The following is a 15,589-nucleotide window of genomic DNA, read 5'->3' on the forward strand; positions in this document are numbered from 1 at the left end:
CGGCCAGTCGGCCAGTCGGCCAGTCGGCTAGTCGACCTCGGCCACGGCCTGGGCGAACTGGGCCTTGTACAGCCGCTCGTACGCCCCTCCGGCGGCCAACAGCGCGTCGTGCGTGCCCTGTTCGACGATCGACCCATCCTCCATCACCAAAATCGTGTCCGCGTCCCGGATCGTGGAGAGCCGGTGGGCGATGACGAACGAGGTCCGCCCGTGGGCGAGCCGCGCCATCGCCTTCTGGATCAGCACCTCCGTACGGGTGTCGACCGAACTCGTCGCCTCGTCGAGGACCAGGATCACCGGGTCGGACAGGAACGCCCGCGCGATCGTGATCAGCTGCTTCTCGCCCGCGCTCACCCCCGTGCCCTCGTCGTCGATCACCGTGTCGTAGCCGTCGGGCAGCGTGCGGCAGAAGCGGTCGGCGTGGGCCGCCCGCGCCGCCTCCTCGATCTCCTCGCGGGTGACGTCCTTGGCCGCTCCGTACGCGATGTTCTGCGCGATGGTGCCGCCGAACAGCCAGGTGTCCTGGAGGACCATGCCGATGCCGGCCCGCAGTTCGTCGCGCGACATCTTCGCGATGTCGACCCCGTCGAGCGTGATCCGCCCGCCGGTGACCTCGTAGAACCGCATCAGAAGGTTGACCAGCGTGGTCTTGCCCGCGCCGGTCGGACCGACGATCGCCACCGTGTGGCCGGGATCCACCTTCAGGGACAGGTTCTCGATGAGCGGCTTGTCCTTCTCGTAGCGGAAGGACACCTCCTGCATCTCGACCCGGCCGCGCAGCTGGTCGGGGCGCTCGCCCGGGACCGGGTCGGCCTCCTGCTCGTCCGCGTCGAGCAGCTCGAAGACCCGCTCGGCCGACGCGACACCGGACTGCACCAGGTTCGCCATCGAGGCGACCTGCGTGAGCGGCATCGAGAACTGCCGCGAGTACTGGATGAAGGCCTGCACGTCACCGATCGAAAGCGCGCCGGAGGCCACCCGCAGGCCACCCACCACGGCCACGAGCACGTAGTTGAGGTTCGACATGAAGTACATCAGCGGCTGCATGGCCCCGCTGTTGAACTGTGCCTTGAACCCGGCCTCGTACAGCGCGTCGTTCTGCTCGGCGAAGGCCTTCGCCGACTCCTCCTGGCGGCCGAAGACCTTCACCAGGTTGTGCCCGGTGTACATCTCCTCGATGTGCGCGTTCAGCTTGCCGGTGGTCTTCCACTGCTGCACGAACTGCGGCTGCGACCGCTTGCCGACCTTCGTCGCGACGAAGAACGACAGCGGCACGGTGACCAGGGCCACCAGGGCGAGCAGCGGCGAGACGTAGAACATCATCACGAGTACGCCGACGATGGTGAGAGCTGAGTTCACCAGCTGACCCATGGTCTGCTGGAGGGTCTGGCCGATGTTGTCGAGGTCGTTCGTCGCCCGGCTGAGGACCTCGCCGCGCTGCCGCTTGTCGAAGTACGACAGCGGGAGCCGCGACAGCTTCTCCTGCACGTCGCCGCGCATCTTGAAGACGGTCCTGTTGATGGCGCGGTTCGAGAGCCGCGTCGAGATCATCATCAGCAGGCCCGCGATCAGGAACGTGACCAGGGCCAGCAGCAGCACCTCTCCCACGGCCCCGAAGTCGATGCCCTCGCCCGGCGTGAAGTCCACCCCGGAGAGCATGTCGGCCATGCCGCCGTCGCCCTTGTCGCGCAGGGCTTCGATGGCCTGGTCCTTGGTGGCGCCGGCCGGCATGTCACGCCCGACTATGCCCGCGAAGAGCAGGTCGGTGGCCTTGCCGAGGATCTTGGGGCCGAGCACGGTGAGCGCCACGCTGAGCACTCCGGCGCCGAGCATCCCGTACATCGTGGAGCGTTCCGGCTTGAACTGTGCGAGGAGCCGTCTGCCGGAACCCTTGAAATCCATGGACTTGGAGTCCGGACCCATCATCGGTCCACCCATGCCACCAGGGGGCATTACGCGGCCTCCGCTTCCGTCAGCTGGGAGAGCACGATCTCCCGGTAGGTCTCATTGCCGGCCATGAGCTCACGGTGGCTGCCCGTCCCCACGACCCGTCCCTCGTCGAGGACGATGATCCGGTCGGCGTCCCTGATCGTCGACACGCGCTGGGCGACGATCACGACGGTCGCCCCCGCGGTCTCACGGCCGAGCGCGGCCCGCAGGGCGGCGTCGGTCGCGTAGTCCAGGGCCGAGAAGGAGTCGTCGAAGAGATAGATCTCGGGGCGCTGCACCAGCGTCCGCGCGATCGCGAGCCGCTGGCGCTGACCGCCGGAGACATTCGTGCCGCCCTGCGAGATGGGCGCGTCAAGGCCCTCCTCCAGGCTCTCGACGAAGCCCTTGGCCTGGGCGACCTCCAGGGCCTGCCAGAGGTCCGCGTCCGTCGCGTCGGGGTTTCCGTAGCGGAGGTTGGTGGCGACCGTACCGGCGAAGAGGTACGGCTTCTGCGGCACCAGGCCCACGGTCCTGGCGAGCAGCGCCGGCTCGATCGTGTGCACGGGCACGCCGTCCACCAGGACCTCGCCCTCGGTGCTGTCGATGAGCCGCGGCACCAGGCTGAGCAGCGTCGACTTGCCGCTGCCGGTCGACCCGATCACGGCGGTCGTCTCGCCGGGCCGCGCGATGAGGTCGACCGCCTTGATGACGGGCTCCTCGGCGCCGGGGTAGCGGAAGCCCGCGTCGCGGATCTCCAGGTGGCCGTGGCGGCGCAGCTCGGTCACGGGGGAGGCCGGGGGCACCACGCTGCTCTCGGTGTCCAGGACCTCCTCGATGCGCTCGGCGCAGACCTCGGCGCGCGGCACCATCATGAACATGAAGGTGGCCATCATCACGGACATCACGATCTGCATCAGATACGCGAGGAACGCGGTGAGCGCCCCGATCTGCATGCCGCCGCTGTCGATGCGGTGCGCGCCGAACCACACCACGGCGATCGACGAGATGTTCACGACGGTCATGACGATCGGGAACATCAGCGCGAGCAGCTTGCCGGTGCCCAGCGACACCTCGGTCAGCTCGGCGTTGGCCCGCCGGAAGCGGTCCTTCTCGTACTCGTCGCGGACGAAGGCGCGGATGACGCGGTTGCCGGTGATCTGCTCGCGCAGCACGCGGTTCACGGTGTCCAGGCGCACCTGCATGGTGCGAAAGAGCGGCCGAAGACGCCGCACGATCAGGCTCACGCAGATCGCCAGGACGGGCACGACCGCGATCAGGACGCTCGAGAGCGGTACGTCGAGGCCGAGGGCCATGATGATGCCGCCGACGCACATGATCGGCGCCGACACCATCAGCGTGAACGTCATCAGGACCAGCATCTGCACCTGCTGGACGTCGTTCGTGGTCCGGGTGATCAGGGACGGCGCGCCGAACTGCCCCAGCTCACGGGCGGAGAACGACTGCACGCGGTCGAAGACGGCGGCCCGGATGTCGCGGCCGAGCGCGGACGCGGTGCGGGCGCCGTAGTAGACGGCCCCCACGTTGCAGACCATCTGGGCGACGGTGACGGCGATCATGACGCCGCCGAACGAGAGGATGTAGCCCGTGTCGCCCTTCACGACACCCTCGTCGATGATGTCGGCGTTGAGCGTGGGCAGGTAGAGCGAGGCGCAGGTCTGCAGGAACTGCAGCAGCACCAGCAAGGCGATGGGTTTCTTGTACGGAGCCAGATGGGCCCGCAGGAGTCGTATGAGCACGGGGTCTCTCGTGAGGCGTGGGCGGGGTGGTGGCCGGGTCGAACCCATACTCCGATACCGCACCCGGGCGTGTGCAACCAATTAAGCCATGACTCGATAAAAGAATTGCCCGAGTCAATAACTGGGTGCGCGCCCCGGCTCTAGAAGCCGCTCACCTCGAACGCCCCGGGATGCGCCTGCTCCCGCACGGTCCGGTACTGCTGCCGCACCGCCTGCCCCACGGCCTGCTCCTCACCCGGCTCGAAGACCTGCGCGGACGCCCCCTGCCAGTACGGCAGTTGACCGTTCAGCGCCCAGGCCGCCTGCCGCGCCGCACCGATCGCCGCGTAGTCCGCGGGCTGCGGCACCACGACCTGCGTACCGAACAGCATCGGCGCCGCCGCCTGCACGGCGGGCAGCTCCGCCGCCGCCCCGAGCAGGAAGACCCTGCGTACCTCCACACCACGGCCCCGCAGCACGTCGAGCGCGTCGCCGAGCCCGCAGAGCATGCCCTCGAAGGCCGCCCGCGCCAGATGCTCGGGCCGCATCGACTCGCGCCGAAGCCCGGTCAGGGTGCCCGCCGCGTGCGGCAGATTGGGCGTCTTCTCGCCCTCCAGATACGGCAGGAGTACGAGCCCGTGCGCACCCGGCGTCGACTTCATGGCCAGATCGGAGAGCGCGTCGAGGTCGGACACCCCGAGCATCTCGGCGGCGCCGCGCAACACGCGCACCGCGTTGAGCGTGTGCACCACCGGCAGATGCATCCCGGTGGCGTCCGCGAGCGAGGTGATCGTCCCGCTCGGGTCGACGAGCGCCTCGTGGTGCACGGCCATCACGGAGCCCGAAGCCCCCAACGAGACGACCGCGTCGCCCTGCTGGACCCCGAGCCCGAACGCCGCCGCCATCGTCTCGCCGGTCCCCGCGGAGATCAGCAGCCCCTCGGGCGTCGTCCCCGCGGCCTCGGCGGGGCCGATGACCTCGGGCAGCATCGCCTGGTGCCCGAGCGCGAGATCGACGAGATCGGGGCGGTACGAACCCGTCGCCGCCGACCAGTAACCGGTGCCGGAGGCGCCGCCGCGGTCCGTCGTGCGCCGCGCGGGACGGCCCAGGAGCTGCCACACCAGCCAGTCGTGGGCCTGCATGAGGGAGGCGACGCGCTGCGCCGCATCCGGCTCGCTCTTCGCCAGCCAGCGCAGCTTCGTCACGGGGTGCGCGGCCTGCGGGACGCAGCCCACGGCCTGCGCCCAGGCCTCGCGGCTGCCGAGCCCGTCGATCAGGTCGGCGGCGGCGACCTGCGCCCGCCGGTCGTTGCCGACGAGCGCGGGCCGCACGGTGTTGCCGTGCTGGTCCAGGGCGACGAGCGCGTTCTGCTGCGCGGAGACGCCGATGGCCTGCACGCCTTCGAGCAGCCCGCCGCCTGCCGCCTCGCCGAGCGAGAGCAGCCAGGCCTGCGGATCCACGTCCGACGGACGGCCGCCTCCATCGGGGCCCTCCGTCGGATGCGGGGCATAGCCCTGCTTCAGTACGGCGCCCGTGTCCGCGTCACAGACCACGATGCGCGTGAAATCGGGCGAACTGTCCAACCCTGCGACTATCCCCATGCCGGGAATTCTGCCGCACCGCGCGACGTATCCCGTACCTCAGCTCCCAGGAGCGTCCCGGGCTACGTATTACTGGTGCCCCAGTCGTCCTCTCCGCTGCCCTGCCCGCGCACGCGCAGCGACCGCACCCGGTCGGTCACCGACTCGGGGACCCGGTCCCCGACCTTCTCGGACACCGAGTGGAAGGCTTTGCCCGCCACGTCGCGTCCCTGCTGTGTCGCGGACTCCACGGTGTTGCGCACGGCCGGGTTCTGCGCGAACTCACGGGCGGACTTCTTGAGCTTCTCGTAGCGCTCGCGTCCGGCCCGGGTACCGAGCACGTACCCCAGGGCCAGTCCCGCCACGAATGTGAGCCGGTAGCGCATGTCTGCCACCCTTCCCTTGCGTCGGCGTCGAGCGTCTGTCGCTCGTCTGCTGCTCTGCGTCGGCGGTGAGGGGATACCGATTGGCGGAGCACCCCCCTGCTTGCGCTAATGTATGTGTCGCAGCGACCGCCCGCCGCCTGGAGAGTTCCCAGCTAGGTGCGTTCGATGCAACGAGACGATCCCCTGTAGCTCAATTGGCAGAGCAGCCGGCTGTTAACCGGCAGGTTACTGGTTCGAGTCCAGTCGGGGGAGCTCGGTCTCCTGTAGCTCAATTGGCAGAGCAGCCGGCTGTTAACCGGCAGGTTACTGGTTCGAGTCCAGTCGGGAGAGCTGTGAGAAGGACCCTTGAGATTGCCCTCAAGGGTCCTTTTTCGTGCCCGGTGGAACCATGCGGGCAGCACTGCGGTCCTCATGGTCGAGCGATGCCGACCATCCGAAGCAGGAGATCGTATGAGCGGCTATGCTGCGGCAGACGGCGCGCACAAATGTGCGCGACGCGCCGTTAGGGGCGGTAGCTCAGCCGGTTAGAGCAGCGGACTCATAATCCGTCGGCCGTGGGTTCGAGTCCCACCCGCCCCACCGAAGCGCTGGGGCGCAGGAACGATTCCACCTGCGTCAACAGCGCAAACCTCGTCGCCCTCCTCTTTGTGGCGACATGCGAGCTTCAGCCCCGCGATCCGGGGCAGCAGGGCCTCATGAAGATATTGATCGTCCTCGTGGTCGTCGGCCTAGCCGCAGCTTGGTACATGCAGTCACGGAAGCGCCGTTGAACGCGCGCGCCGGAGGCACGGAAGCGGCGCCCGTCGTCGTGCATCCGCCGTCCGGCACCGGTGGCCGCAGAGTGACGGTCCGCGGGCAGATCCTCGGTCTCGCGCACGCCGACGCCGACGTGGTCGAGTTCCTGCGCCAGGCCGGGCTTCCGGACGCCGACGGGCTCCTGGACGATCCGGAGTGGGTCAAGTGGCGCGGCGGGCAGGCCCACGAGTACGAGGCGGCCTGAGGCCTCTCTAGAGAGGGGCCTGCCACGTGGTGGTCGTGCCCGCCCCGACGCCATCCGTCGTGCCGTCGTCGTACACCGTCAGCCGCACGCCCTTCCGGCCGTCCGGCAGCGTCGCCCGCGCGTCCACCGCCACCTCGATGCGGGTGACGTCGGGACGCCGTGACGCGGTGGCCAGGGCGCGGCGCAGGGCGGCCAGGAGGTGGCCCGCCGCCGGGTCCGTGATGCGGGTGTCGACGGCGCCGGTGAAGTGCACGGAGGGCTGCACGCCGACCACGGCGGCCGCGCCCGCCGTCTCGCGGAGCACCTTGCCCCGGAACGTGGTCGGGGCGTCCGCGGGCGGCTGCTGGAGCGCGAAGATCGCCGTACGGACTTCCTGGATGGTCGACTCCAGCTCGTCCACGGCCTGGTCCAGGGTGGATTCGACCTGCGGCGAGCGGTCCCTGCGCCGGGTCGACTCCAGCATCATGCCGGTGGCGAAGAGCCGCTGGACGACGAGGTCGTGCAGATCGCGGGCGATGCGGTCGCGGTCCTCGAACACCGCGAGGCGCTGCCGGCTCTGCTGGGCGTCCGCGAGGACCAGGGCGAGCGCGGCCTGCGAGGCGAACTGGGTGGCGAGCAGCCGCTCCACGGACGTGTAGGCGCGCTCACCTCTGCGGCGGGGCAGCGCGAGCGTCCCGATGAGCCGCCCGCCCGCCTGGAGCGGCAGCATCAGGCTCGGCCCGAAGTTGGACCGCACGTGGGTGGTCATCCGGGGATCGCTCGCCGAGTCCTCGATGAACACCGGCTCACCCCCGAGCAGTTGCGTGAGCACCGCGCTGCCGGGCTCGATGGTGGTGCCGATGAGTTCGTTCTGGAGGCCGTGGGGGTGGGCCGGGTCCTGGCTGGGCGGCTCGGCGGCGTCCTGTGCCGTCGCCGCCGCGACGATCCGCATGCCGCCCTGGCCGGTGGGCTGCAGGATCACTCCCGCCGAGGCGTTGGCGAGGATGCGGGCCTGCTCGGCGACCGTCATCAGCGCGTCCGCAGCCGGTTCGCCGGTGAGCAGGGCCGTGGTGACCGCTGCCGCCCCGTCGATCCACCGCTCGCGCTGCCTGGCCGCCTCGTACAGACGGGCGTTGCCGATCGCGATGCCCGCCTGGCTCGCGAGCACCCGGAGCAGTTGCAGGTCCTCGTCGGTGAAGCGGCCCTCGCGCTTCTCGGTGAGGTAGAGATTGCCGAACGCCTCGTCGTGCACGTGCACCGGAACGCCCAGGAAGCTGTGCATCTCCGGGTGCCCCGGCGGGACGCCGCACGAGCGCGGGTCCGCCGTCAGGTCGTCCAGGAGGAGGGGCTTCGGCTCGCGGATCAGGGTGCCCAGGAGCCCCGAGTGGCCGTCGGGCAGTGCGCCGATGCGATCCCGCTCGGCCTGCGTCAGGCCCACCGTGAACAGGTCGGTCAGCTTGCCGTGCCCGGGGTCGATGACACCGAGCGCGCCATAGCGGGCGCCGGTCAGCTCGGCCGCGCTCTCCACGATGTGCTGGAGCGTGGCGTGCAGTTCGAGGTCCGTGCCGACGCCGAGCACCGCGTCCAGGAGGGGGACGAGGGGCAGGGGCAGGTCGTCGCCGTTCACCGCGCGGCGCCCGCCTCGGTCCCGGCGGCGCCGCCGCCCCGCGCCTTCTTGACCAGGCTCAGCAACGAGACCACCATCCACGCACCCTCCAGAAGCAGAAAACCCCACTGCCGTTCGTAGAGAGCATCGCCCGCCGTGAGCCCCGAACCGACGAAGTTCAGCCAGAGATAGGCCCAGGTTCCCGTGCCGAGCCTGCCCGCCTGGGCGAGGATGAAGGCGAGCAGGATCAGCGCGGAGCCGATCAGCTGCACGGTCATCGACATACGGGCACACTTCCGCGGGGTGGGGCCGGGATCAGTGGGGGAGGGCCGGGGGCAGCGGGGGAGCGTGCCGGGATCAGCCGGACAGCGGGTCGAGCACCAGGGGCTGGATCTTGCCCTCCAGCATCGCCCCGAGCCCGAGGATGGCGCACACGTCGGGCCGCTCGGCGATCGCCACCGGCATCCCCGTCGCGTCCCGCAGCATCTGGTCGAGCCCCGGAAGCAGCGCGCTGCCGCCGACCATCATGATCCCGCGATCGGCCAGGTCGGCCACCAGGTCCGGCGGGCAGTCCCGCAGGACCTTGCCGATGCCGTCGAGCACGGCGGTGAGTGGAGTGTGGATCGCGTCGCGGACGGCGGCGGTGTCGACGTGCACCGAGCGGGCGAGCCCGGTGGCGACGTCGCGGCCGTGGATCTCGGTCGACTCGGGGCCGTGCGGCGTCAGGCCGTTGCCGCGCAGGGCCAGCTGAAGGGGGCGTACCGACTGACTGGGCAGCATCAGCTCGTGGTGGTGGCGCAGGTGCTGGACGATCGCGTGGTCGATGGCCTCGCCGCCGACCGGGATCCGCTGGGCGGTGACGATCGACCCGAGGGACAACACCGCGACCTGTGTGGTCGCCGCCCCGCACACCAGGATCATGGTCGCTTCCGGCCGCTCCACGGGAAGCCCGCAGCCGACCGCGGCCGCGATCAGCGTGTCCACCAGCTCGACCCTGCGCGCCCCGAGGCCGACCATCGTCTCGACGGCGGCGCGCTGGGCGAGCGGATCCGCGTCGTGCGGCGTGCAGGCGGCGGCGCGCAGGCGCGGCTTGCGGCGCAGGGTGCGGCGGAGCTTCTCGCCCAGGAGGTGGCGCAGCATGCGCTGGGCCATCTCGATGTCGACGACGGTGCCGCCGGAGACCGGCCGTACGACCCGGATGTATCCCGGCGTACGTCCCGTCATCTGCTCGGCGAACTGGCCGACCGCGATGAGCGCGCCCGTCCGTGTGTTCACGGCGGCGGCGCTGGGTTCGTCGACGACGAGGCCCGCACCTTTCACGAACACCCGGGTCCTCGCGGCCCCCAGGTCGACGGCGATGTGGCAGCGGCGCAACTGCTCCAGACTGACGGTCATGGCAGATCCTCCCGAGAGCGCAGACCGTACGGACCGTCGGACGACGGTCCTGTCTCGCATCGTGCGGTGGCCGCGGACGGCGCGCGCGCTGGGCTGAGCCGGGCGGGGTGCCGCCGCACGGGTGGTCTTGATCGCGTCGCGGACGGCGCAGTTAGCATCCCGTGTGACGCATACGCCCCCGGAAGAAGACGAAGCCGACGGCCCCCGGATATCCGAAGCCGCCATCGACCCCCCGCTGCCCCCGCTACCAGTGGAGCCCCAGCAGCCCGTCACGAAAAGGCGGATACTCGCCGATCTGACGCCTTTGCGTACGTCGGTGGACTACCGGCGCCTCTGGGTCGGCAACACGATCTCCTGGACCGGCCAGGCGATGACCGCCCTCGCGGTCTCCCTCCAGGTCTACGACATCACGCACTCCAGCTTCTCGGTCGGCCTCGTCGGGCTCTTCTCGCTGGTTCCGCTGATCGTCTTCGGTCTGTACGGGGGCGCGATCGCGGACACGGTGGACCGGCGGAAGCTGGGCCTCTACTCCGCGCTCGGCTCGTGCGCGCTCTCGCTCACGCTGGCGGCGGTGGCGTTCGCGGGCTACCACCACGTGTGGTTCCTGTACTCCGTGGTCGCGCTGCAGGCGGTCTGCGGGGCGCTGAACGCACCGGCGCGCTCCTCGATGATCCCGCGGCTCCTGCCGCCGGAGCAGTTGCCCGCGGCCAACGCGCTGTCGTCGATCACGACCACCGGGGGCATGATGCTCGGCCCCATGCTGGGCGGGCTCGTCGTCGGCCTGTGGGGCTATCAGGCGGCGTACACGGTGGACGCGCTGGCCTTCAGCGCGGCGCTGTACGCGATGTGGCGGCTGCCGGCGATGCGGCCCGCGGGAGCGGAAGAGGGAGTGGAAGGGGGAGCGGAGGAGGGCGTGCGCAGGAAGCGGGCCTCGGTCCTGGACGGGCTGCGGTTCCTGGCCACGCGGCCCAACCTGCGGATGACCTTCTTCACCGACATGTGCGCGATGGTGCTCGCGCATCCCAGGGCGCTGTTCCCCGCGGTGGCGGTGGTGTGGTTCGGGGGCGACGCGAAGGCGGTGGGCCTGCTGGTGGCGGCTCCCGCGGTGGGGGCGCTGCTGGGCAGCGTGTTCTCCGGCTGGCTGGGGCGGATCCGGCGGCACGGGCTCGCGATCCTGCTCGCGGTGGCCGGGTGGGGCACGGCGATCGCCGTCTTCGGTCTGACGCGGAATCTGTGGCTGGGGCTTTTCTTCCTCGCGGTGGCGGGCTGTGCGGACACCATCTCGATGGTGTTCCGGAGCACGATGCTTCAGGCGGCCGTGCCGGACGAGATGCGGGGGCGGTTGCAGGGGGTCTTCATCGTGGTGGTGGCGGGCGGGCCACGCCTCGGGGACTTCGTCGCGGGGTCGGTGGGGGATGTGGCGTCGCCCGGGGTGGCGATCGTGGGGGGTGGGGTCGCGTGTGTCGTGGCCGTGGGGCTGTTGGCTCTCAAGTGGCGGCGGTTTGCTCGGTATGACGCGAGGGTGCCGATGGCGTGAGGGGGGGTGGTGCCGGGCCGGGGGTTTGAGGTGGGCGGCTTGGCGCGGCGCGGCGCGGCTTGGTGTGCGGGTCGGGCGGGTCGTCTGTGGGGCGGGGCCGCGCCGGTATGTCCGTCCTCGCTATCGTCCGGTGGCCGCGGGGCTGCTTCGGCTCCGGAGTGCCGGAAACCGTGCTCCGGGCAGACATACCGGCACGTCCCCTCAGGTGCGTTCCCGGCTGCGGGTGTGCGGTGCTGGTCCGTTTTGGGGGCGGTGCGGCACGCTCCCTCGGGTGCGTTTCCGGCTGTGGGTGTGTGGTGCTGGTCCGTCTTGGGGCGGTGCGGCACGCTCTCTCGTGAGCGCTGCCGACTGCGGGTGGGGCGTGACACCCCCCCGCCGCCCGGGCGGCCCTGGCGGGAAGGTGCCCTGGCGGCTTTCCGCCAGGGTTCGTCAACGTCCTGGTAACACAAGCCCCCCGAGACTCTTCGCAGCACCCGGGAAACACCCCCGCCCGGGTCCGACGAAGAGAGGGCACCCATGACCCGATCACCCGCGTGGCGAAGAGCGAGGCTGCTGCCGGCCGTCGGCCTCGCGTTCGTGCTGCTACCGGCAGGGCAGAGCGCGACCGCCGCCCCCGTGGACGCGCCGCAGGGGCGGGCCACCCCCGCCGCTCGCGCCGCCCACACGGTCACCCTGGTGACCGGCGACAAGGTCACCGTCACGGAACTCGGCGGCGGCAAGAAGACGGTCACCGTCGACCGGCCCGTGGGGGCCACCGGAGCCGTCCGGAGCGAGATCGCCGGTGACCGCATCACCGTCGTACCGGACGAGGCGCGGCCCTATCTGAGCGCGGGCACCCTCGACGAGCGGCTCTTCGACGTGTCGGAGCTGATACGTCAGGGGCTCGGGGAAGAGGGGCGTGAGCTGCCGCTCATCGTCACGTACGAGAAGGGTGCGCGGCGGGGCGCGGGGGCGGCGGCTCCCCGTGGTTCCGACACGGTGCGCGCGCTGCCGAGTGTGGGTGGTGTGGCGGTCAAGGCGGTTGAGCCGGGCACGTTCTGGCGGGATGTCACGGGCGCTGCCAAGAGGGGTTCCGGTGGGGGTCTTGCCGATGGCATCGGCAAGGTCTGGCTCGACGGTCGTGTCGAGGCCGACATGGCGCAGAGCAACGAGCAGATCGGCACCCCCGAGGCCTGGGAGGCCGGGCTCACCGGCAAGGGCGTGAAGGTCGCCGTCCTCGACACGGGTGTCGACGCGTCGCACCCCGGTCTCAAGGACCGGGTGGACGCCACCAAGAGCTTCATCCCGGGCGAGGAAGTCGCCGACCGCAACGGTCACGGCACCCATGTGACCTCGACCGTCGGCGGCAGCGGCGCCGAGTCCGAGGGCGACAAGGAGAAGGGTGTGGCGCCGGGCGCCGCTCTCTCCGTCGGCAAGGTGCTCAGCGACGAGGGCTCCGGCAGCGAGTCGCAGATCATCGCCGGAATGGAGTGGGCGGCCAAGGACGTCGGCGCCAAGGTCGTCTCGATGAGCCTCGGTTCGCAGGAGGCGAGCGACGGCACCGATCCGATGGCCGCCGCCGTCAACACCCTCTCCAAGGACACCGGCGCCCTCTTCGTCATCGCCGCGGGCAACACCGGCGCCCCCTCGTCGATCGGCTCGCCCGGCGCCGCCGACTCCGCGCTGACCATCGGTGCGGTCGACTCCGACGACAAGGCCGCGTACTTCACCAGCCAGGGGCCGCGGTACGGGGACAACGCCCTCAAGCCCGACCTGTCCGCGCCGGGCGTCGACATCCTCGCCGCCCGCTCGCAACTCATCGGCGGTGAGGGCTACTACACCGAGATGAGCGGTACGTCGATGGCGACCCCGCACGTCGCGGGCGTGGCCGCCCTGCTCGCCGAGAAGCACCCGGACTGGAGCGGCGCACGTCTCAAGGACGCGCTGATGTCGTCCTCCGCACAACTGGACTCGTCCGTTTATGAGTTGGGTGCTGGGCGGGTCAGTGTTCCGGGCGCGATCGACGCACAGGTCACCGCGAGCGGTAGTGCCGATCTTGGCTACTACTCCTGGCCCTACGGGGAGAACAAGCCCGTCACGAAGGCTATTACTTACACCAACTCCGGTGACCAGCCTGTTGAGTTGGTGCTCGCCGTCGAGGGCGCCGCGGAGGGGGTGGCGGTCCTCGCCGACAAGACGCTGACGGTTCCCGCGCACGGCACCGCTTCGACCACGGTGACCGGTGACGGTGCGAAGGCGCCCGTCGGCAACACCAGTGGCCGCGTCGTCGCGAGCGCCGCCGGGAAGCCGGTCGCGCACACCGCGTTCGGGCTGGTCAAGGAGGAGGAGCGGTACACGCTCACCGTCCGCGTCAAGGACCGTGACGGAGCGGCTGCCGGAGCCGGTCTGGTGCTCCAGCGGCTCGCTGGGCAGGTCGATCCCGTGCAGGCGGAGGTCGGCGACTCCGGCACCCTTGAGCTGCGCCTGAAGCCGGGAACGTACGCCCTCTCCTCGTTCCTCGACGTACGCGGCAGCAAGGGCAAGGACTCCCTCGGCCTCGGCTTCCTCGCCGCGCCCGAGGTCGTCCTCGACCGGGACCGTGAAGTCACCCTGGACGGACGCACGTTGTATGAGGTCGGGGTGGACGTCGGTAGGCGGACGGAGACCCGCCAGCTCCTGATGGAGTACGACCGCAAGGCGAACGGCGCCGAACTGATGGGCGCGGTCCAGGTGCCGGTCAAGTACGACAGCATCTTCGCGGCACCCACCGCCAAGGTGGCCGAAGGCAGCTTCGAGTACCGCACCGTCTGGCGCCTGGGCAAGCCGACCCTGGACGTGAAGGGTTTGAGCCAGGTGGTCGCCCAGCCCGGCGGCACGGTGACCGACGGCCGCCGCAAGCTGCGGATCGTGGATGTGGGCGGCGGTACGGCAGCCGAGTACGCGGGCAAGGACGTCAAGGGCAAGGCCGTCATCGTGCGGCGGTCCGCCGACTCCGGTGCGACGCCCGCCGAGATCGGCCAGGCCGCCCAAGACGCGGGCGTGAAGGCCCTGTTCGTGACGGACGACGCACCGGGCAAGCTCAACGCCTGGTTCGGTACGGACGACAACGCGGACCGGCCGCTGCCGATCGGCACGGTCAACGCGGCGGACGGCGCGCGGCTGATCGCGGCGGCGAAGGCGGGGAAGCGGGTGGAGACCACCGCGACGTCCCGCACGCCGTACGTCTACGACGTGTCCGAGGGCCACAAGGGAGCGGTGCCCCGCGATCTGACGTACGAGCCGTCGAAGCGTGAACTCGCCGTCCTGGACACGAAGTTCCACGCGGTGAAGCCGGTGGCGGGCGGCGAGTTCCGCTACTCGCTCACGGACACCTTCGCCGTCGGGATCGGCTTCCAGGAGAAGATCGACTACCCGGTCGAGCGGACGGACTACGCGTCCACGGGCGCCGGGCAGCTGTGGCACGAGTCGGTGTCGGTGGGACCCGGCGCCCTGGAGGAACGCAGCGGCCTGGTCGGCTACCGGGGCGGCAAGCGCGGCGAGCTGAACTGGTTCAAGCCCGTGTGGCACCCGTGGCTGGGCACGGGCCTTGGCTGGGGGCAGCAGCGGTCGGGCAACTCGCTGCAGTTCAACGTCCCCGGGTGGGGCGACTCCGGTCCTGATCACACCGGGTTCGGCGACGTGTGGAACGACGACTCGATGACGCAGACGAGCGAGGTGTACGCGGACGGGGAGCTGGTCGACCGGCGCAAGAGCTCGGGGGTCTACGTCTGGGACGCGGATCCCGCCGAGCGGACGTACAAGGTCGTGACGGACACGACGCTGGACGCGGGGCGGTGGCGGCTCGCGACGAAGGGCCACTCGGAGTGGACCTTCAAGTCGAAGGAGACCCCGGCCGACCGGGAGACGTTCCTTCCCCTGCTGAACCTCGGGTTCGACGTGGACACGGACCTCGCGGGGGACGTGCGGGGCGGACGGACCGTGGACGTCGGGATCTTCTCCGAGTACGTGAAGGGGGCGCCGGACGTCGGGGCCATCGGCGGGGGTGAGCTGGAGGTGTCGTACGACGACGGGAAGAGCTGGCGGAGCGTCGGCCTGGACCGGGACGGCGGCAAGGCCGCCTGGAGCGGGAAGTTGAAGGTTCCCGGCTCTGCGGAGTTCATCTCGCTGCGGGCTTCGGCGAAGGATGACCGGGGCGGTTCCGTCACGCAGGAGATCCTGCGGGCGGTGGGGGTGCGGTAGCCCTGACGCGGCGACGCCGCCTCCCCTGGGACGGGGGAGGCGGCGTCGCTGTGAGTACCTCTGGGTGACGTCAGACCAGCCAGCCGAGGAAGTGGGCGATACCGGCGACGACGTCAGTGATGATGTTCATGGTGGTGCTTCTCCTTGTGGGACTTGCTCAGGATGTGCAACTTCCGGCCCTCGTATGGGACATGGACCGGGAACGCGGCAACTACGGTCTGCA

General features: G+C 70.5%; 10 protein-coding genes and 3 tRNA genes. 6 read left to right on the forward strand and 7 right to left on the reverse strand.

What is annotated here, in order from left to right:
- Positions 1 to 27: 27 nt before the first annotated feature.
- The 4 genes from ACFUPX_RS19050 to ACFUPX_RS19065 all read right to left on the reverse strand — a co-directional run bounded on the left by ACFUPX_RS19050 (position 28) and on the right by ACFUPX_RS19065 (position 5,631).
- The gene (locus ACFUPX_RS19050; protein ID WP_383323346.1) at positions 28 to 1,938 is read right to left on the reverse strand and encodes an ABC transporter ATP-binding protein; all 1,911 of its coding nucleotides are present in this window, start codon (positions 1,936 to 1,938) and stop codon (positions 28 to 30) included.
- 14 nt (positions 1,939 to 1,952) lie between these two features.
- Complete coding sequence (locus ACFUPX_RS19055) at positions 1,953 to 3,686, reverse strand: ABC transporter ATP-binding protein (protein ID WP_383323349.1); 1,734 nt, start codon at positions 3,684 to 3,686, stop codon at positions 1,953 to 1,955.
- Between the two features lie 140 nt (positions 3,687 to 3,826).
- Entirely contained in the window at positions 3,827 to 5,266 is a 1,440-nt protein-coding gene (locus ACFUPX_RS19060; protein WP_383323352.1) for an FGGY-family carbohydrate kinase, read from the reverse strand.
- A gap of 62 nt (positions 5,267 to 5,328) precedes the next feature.
- Entirely contained in the window at positions 5,329 to 5,631 is a 303-nt protein-coding gene (locus tag ACFUPX_RS19065; RefSeq protein ID WP_383323355.1) for a YtxH domain-containing protein, read from the reverse strand.
- 179 nt (positions 5,632 to 5,810) lie between these two features.
- Between ACFUPX_RS19065 and ACFUPX_RS19070 the strand changes: the two genes are divergently transcribed.
- The 4 genes from ACFUPX_RS19070 (at position 5,811) to ACFUPX_RS19085 (ending at position 6,631) form a co-directional block, all read left to right on the forward strand.
- Positions 5,811 to 5,883: transfer RNA gene (locus tag ACFUPX_RS19070), tRNA-Asn, on the forward strand.
- Between the two features lie 5 nt (positions 5,884 to 5,888).
- A tRNA-Asn gene (locus tag ACFUPX_RS19075) sits at positions 5,889 to 5,961 on the forward strand.
- A gap of 175 nt (positions 5,962 to 6,136) precedes the next feature.
- Positions 6,137 to 6,210, forward strand: a tRNA-Ile gene (locus tag ACFUPX_RS19080).
- A gap of 187 nt (positions 6,211 to 6,397) precedes the next feature.
- On the forward strand, positions 6,398 to 6,631 hold the full coding sequence (locus tag ACFUPX_RS19085; protein WP_383323358.1) for a hypothetical protein: 234 nt from the start codon (positions 6,398 to 6,400) through the stop codon (positions 6,629 to 6,631).
- A gap of 7 nt (positions 6,632 to 6,638) precedes the next feature.
- On the opposite strand, the gene ACFUPX_RS19090 is transcribed toward ACFUPX_RS19085, so the two are convergent.
- The 3 genes from ACFUPX_RS19090 to ACFUPX_RS19100 form a co-directional block, all read right to left on the reverse strand.
- Positions 6,639 to 8,237, reverse strand: a complete 1,599-nt coding sequence (locus tag ACFUPX_RS19090; protein ID WP_383323360.1) for a GAF domain-containing protein — start codon at positions 8,235 to 8,237, stop codon at positions 6,639 to 6,641.
- Positions 8,234 to 8,500 (reverse strand): hypothetical protein, encoded by a 267-nt coding sequence (locus ACFUPX_RS19095; protein WP_383323363.1) that lies wholly within the window; start codon positions 8,498 to 8,500, stop codon positions 8,234 to 8,236. The genes ACFUPX_RS19090 and ACFUPX_RS19095 overlap by 4 nt, the downstream gene beginning before the upstream one ends.
- Before the next feature lie 73 nt (positions 8,501 to 8,573).
- Entirely contained in the window at positions 8,574 to 9,611 is a 1,038-nt protein-coding gene (locus ACFUPX_RS19100; protein WP_383323366.1) for a rod shape-determining protein, read from the reverse strand.
- Between the two features lie 250 nt (positions 9,612 to 9,861).
- On the opposite strand from ACFUPX_RS19100, the gene ACFUPX_RS19105 reads away from it, so the two are divergent.
- Together ACFUPX_RS19105 and ACFUPX_RS19110 are read left to right on the forward strand one after the other, a co-directional pair.
- A complete protein-coding gene (locus tag ACFUPX_RS19105; RefSeq protein ID WP_383323442.1) occupies positions 9,862 to 11,148 on the forward strand; it encodes an MFS transporter in 1,287 nt (428 codons plus the stop codon).
- A gap of 516 nt (positions 11,149 to 11,664) precedes the next feature.
- A complete protein-coding gene (locus tag ACFUPX_RS19110; protein ID WP_383323368.1) occupies positions 11,665 to 15,366 on the forward strand; it encodes a S8 family serine peptidase in 3,702 nt (1,233 codons plus the stop codon).
- Positions 15,367 to 15,589 lie beyond the last annotated feature (223 nt).

The sequence above is a fragment of the Streptomyces sp. NPDC057302 genome, from assembly GCF_042667685.1.
Taxonomy (GTDB): domain Bacteria; phylum Actinomycetota; class Actinomycetes; order Streptomycetales; family Streptomycetaceae; genus Streptomyces.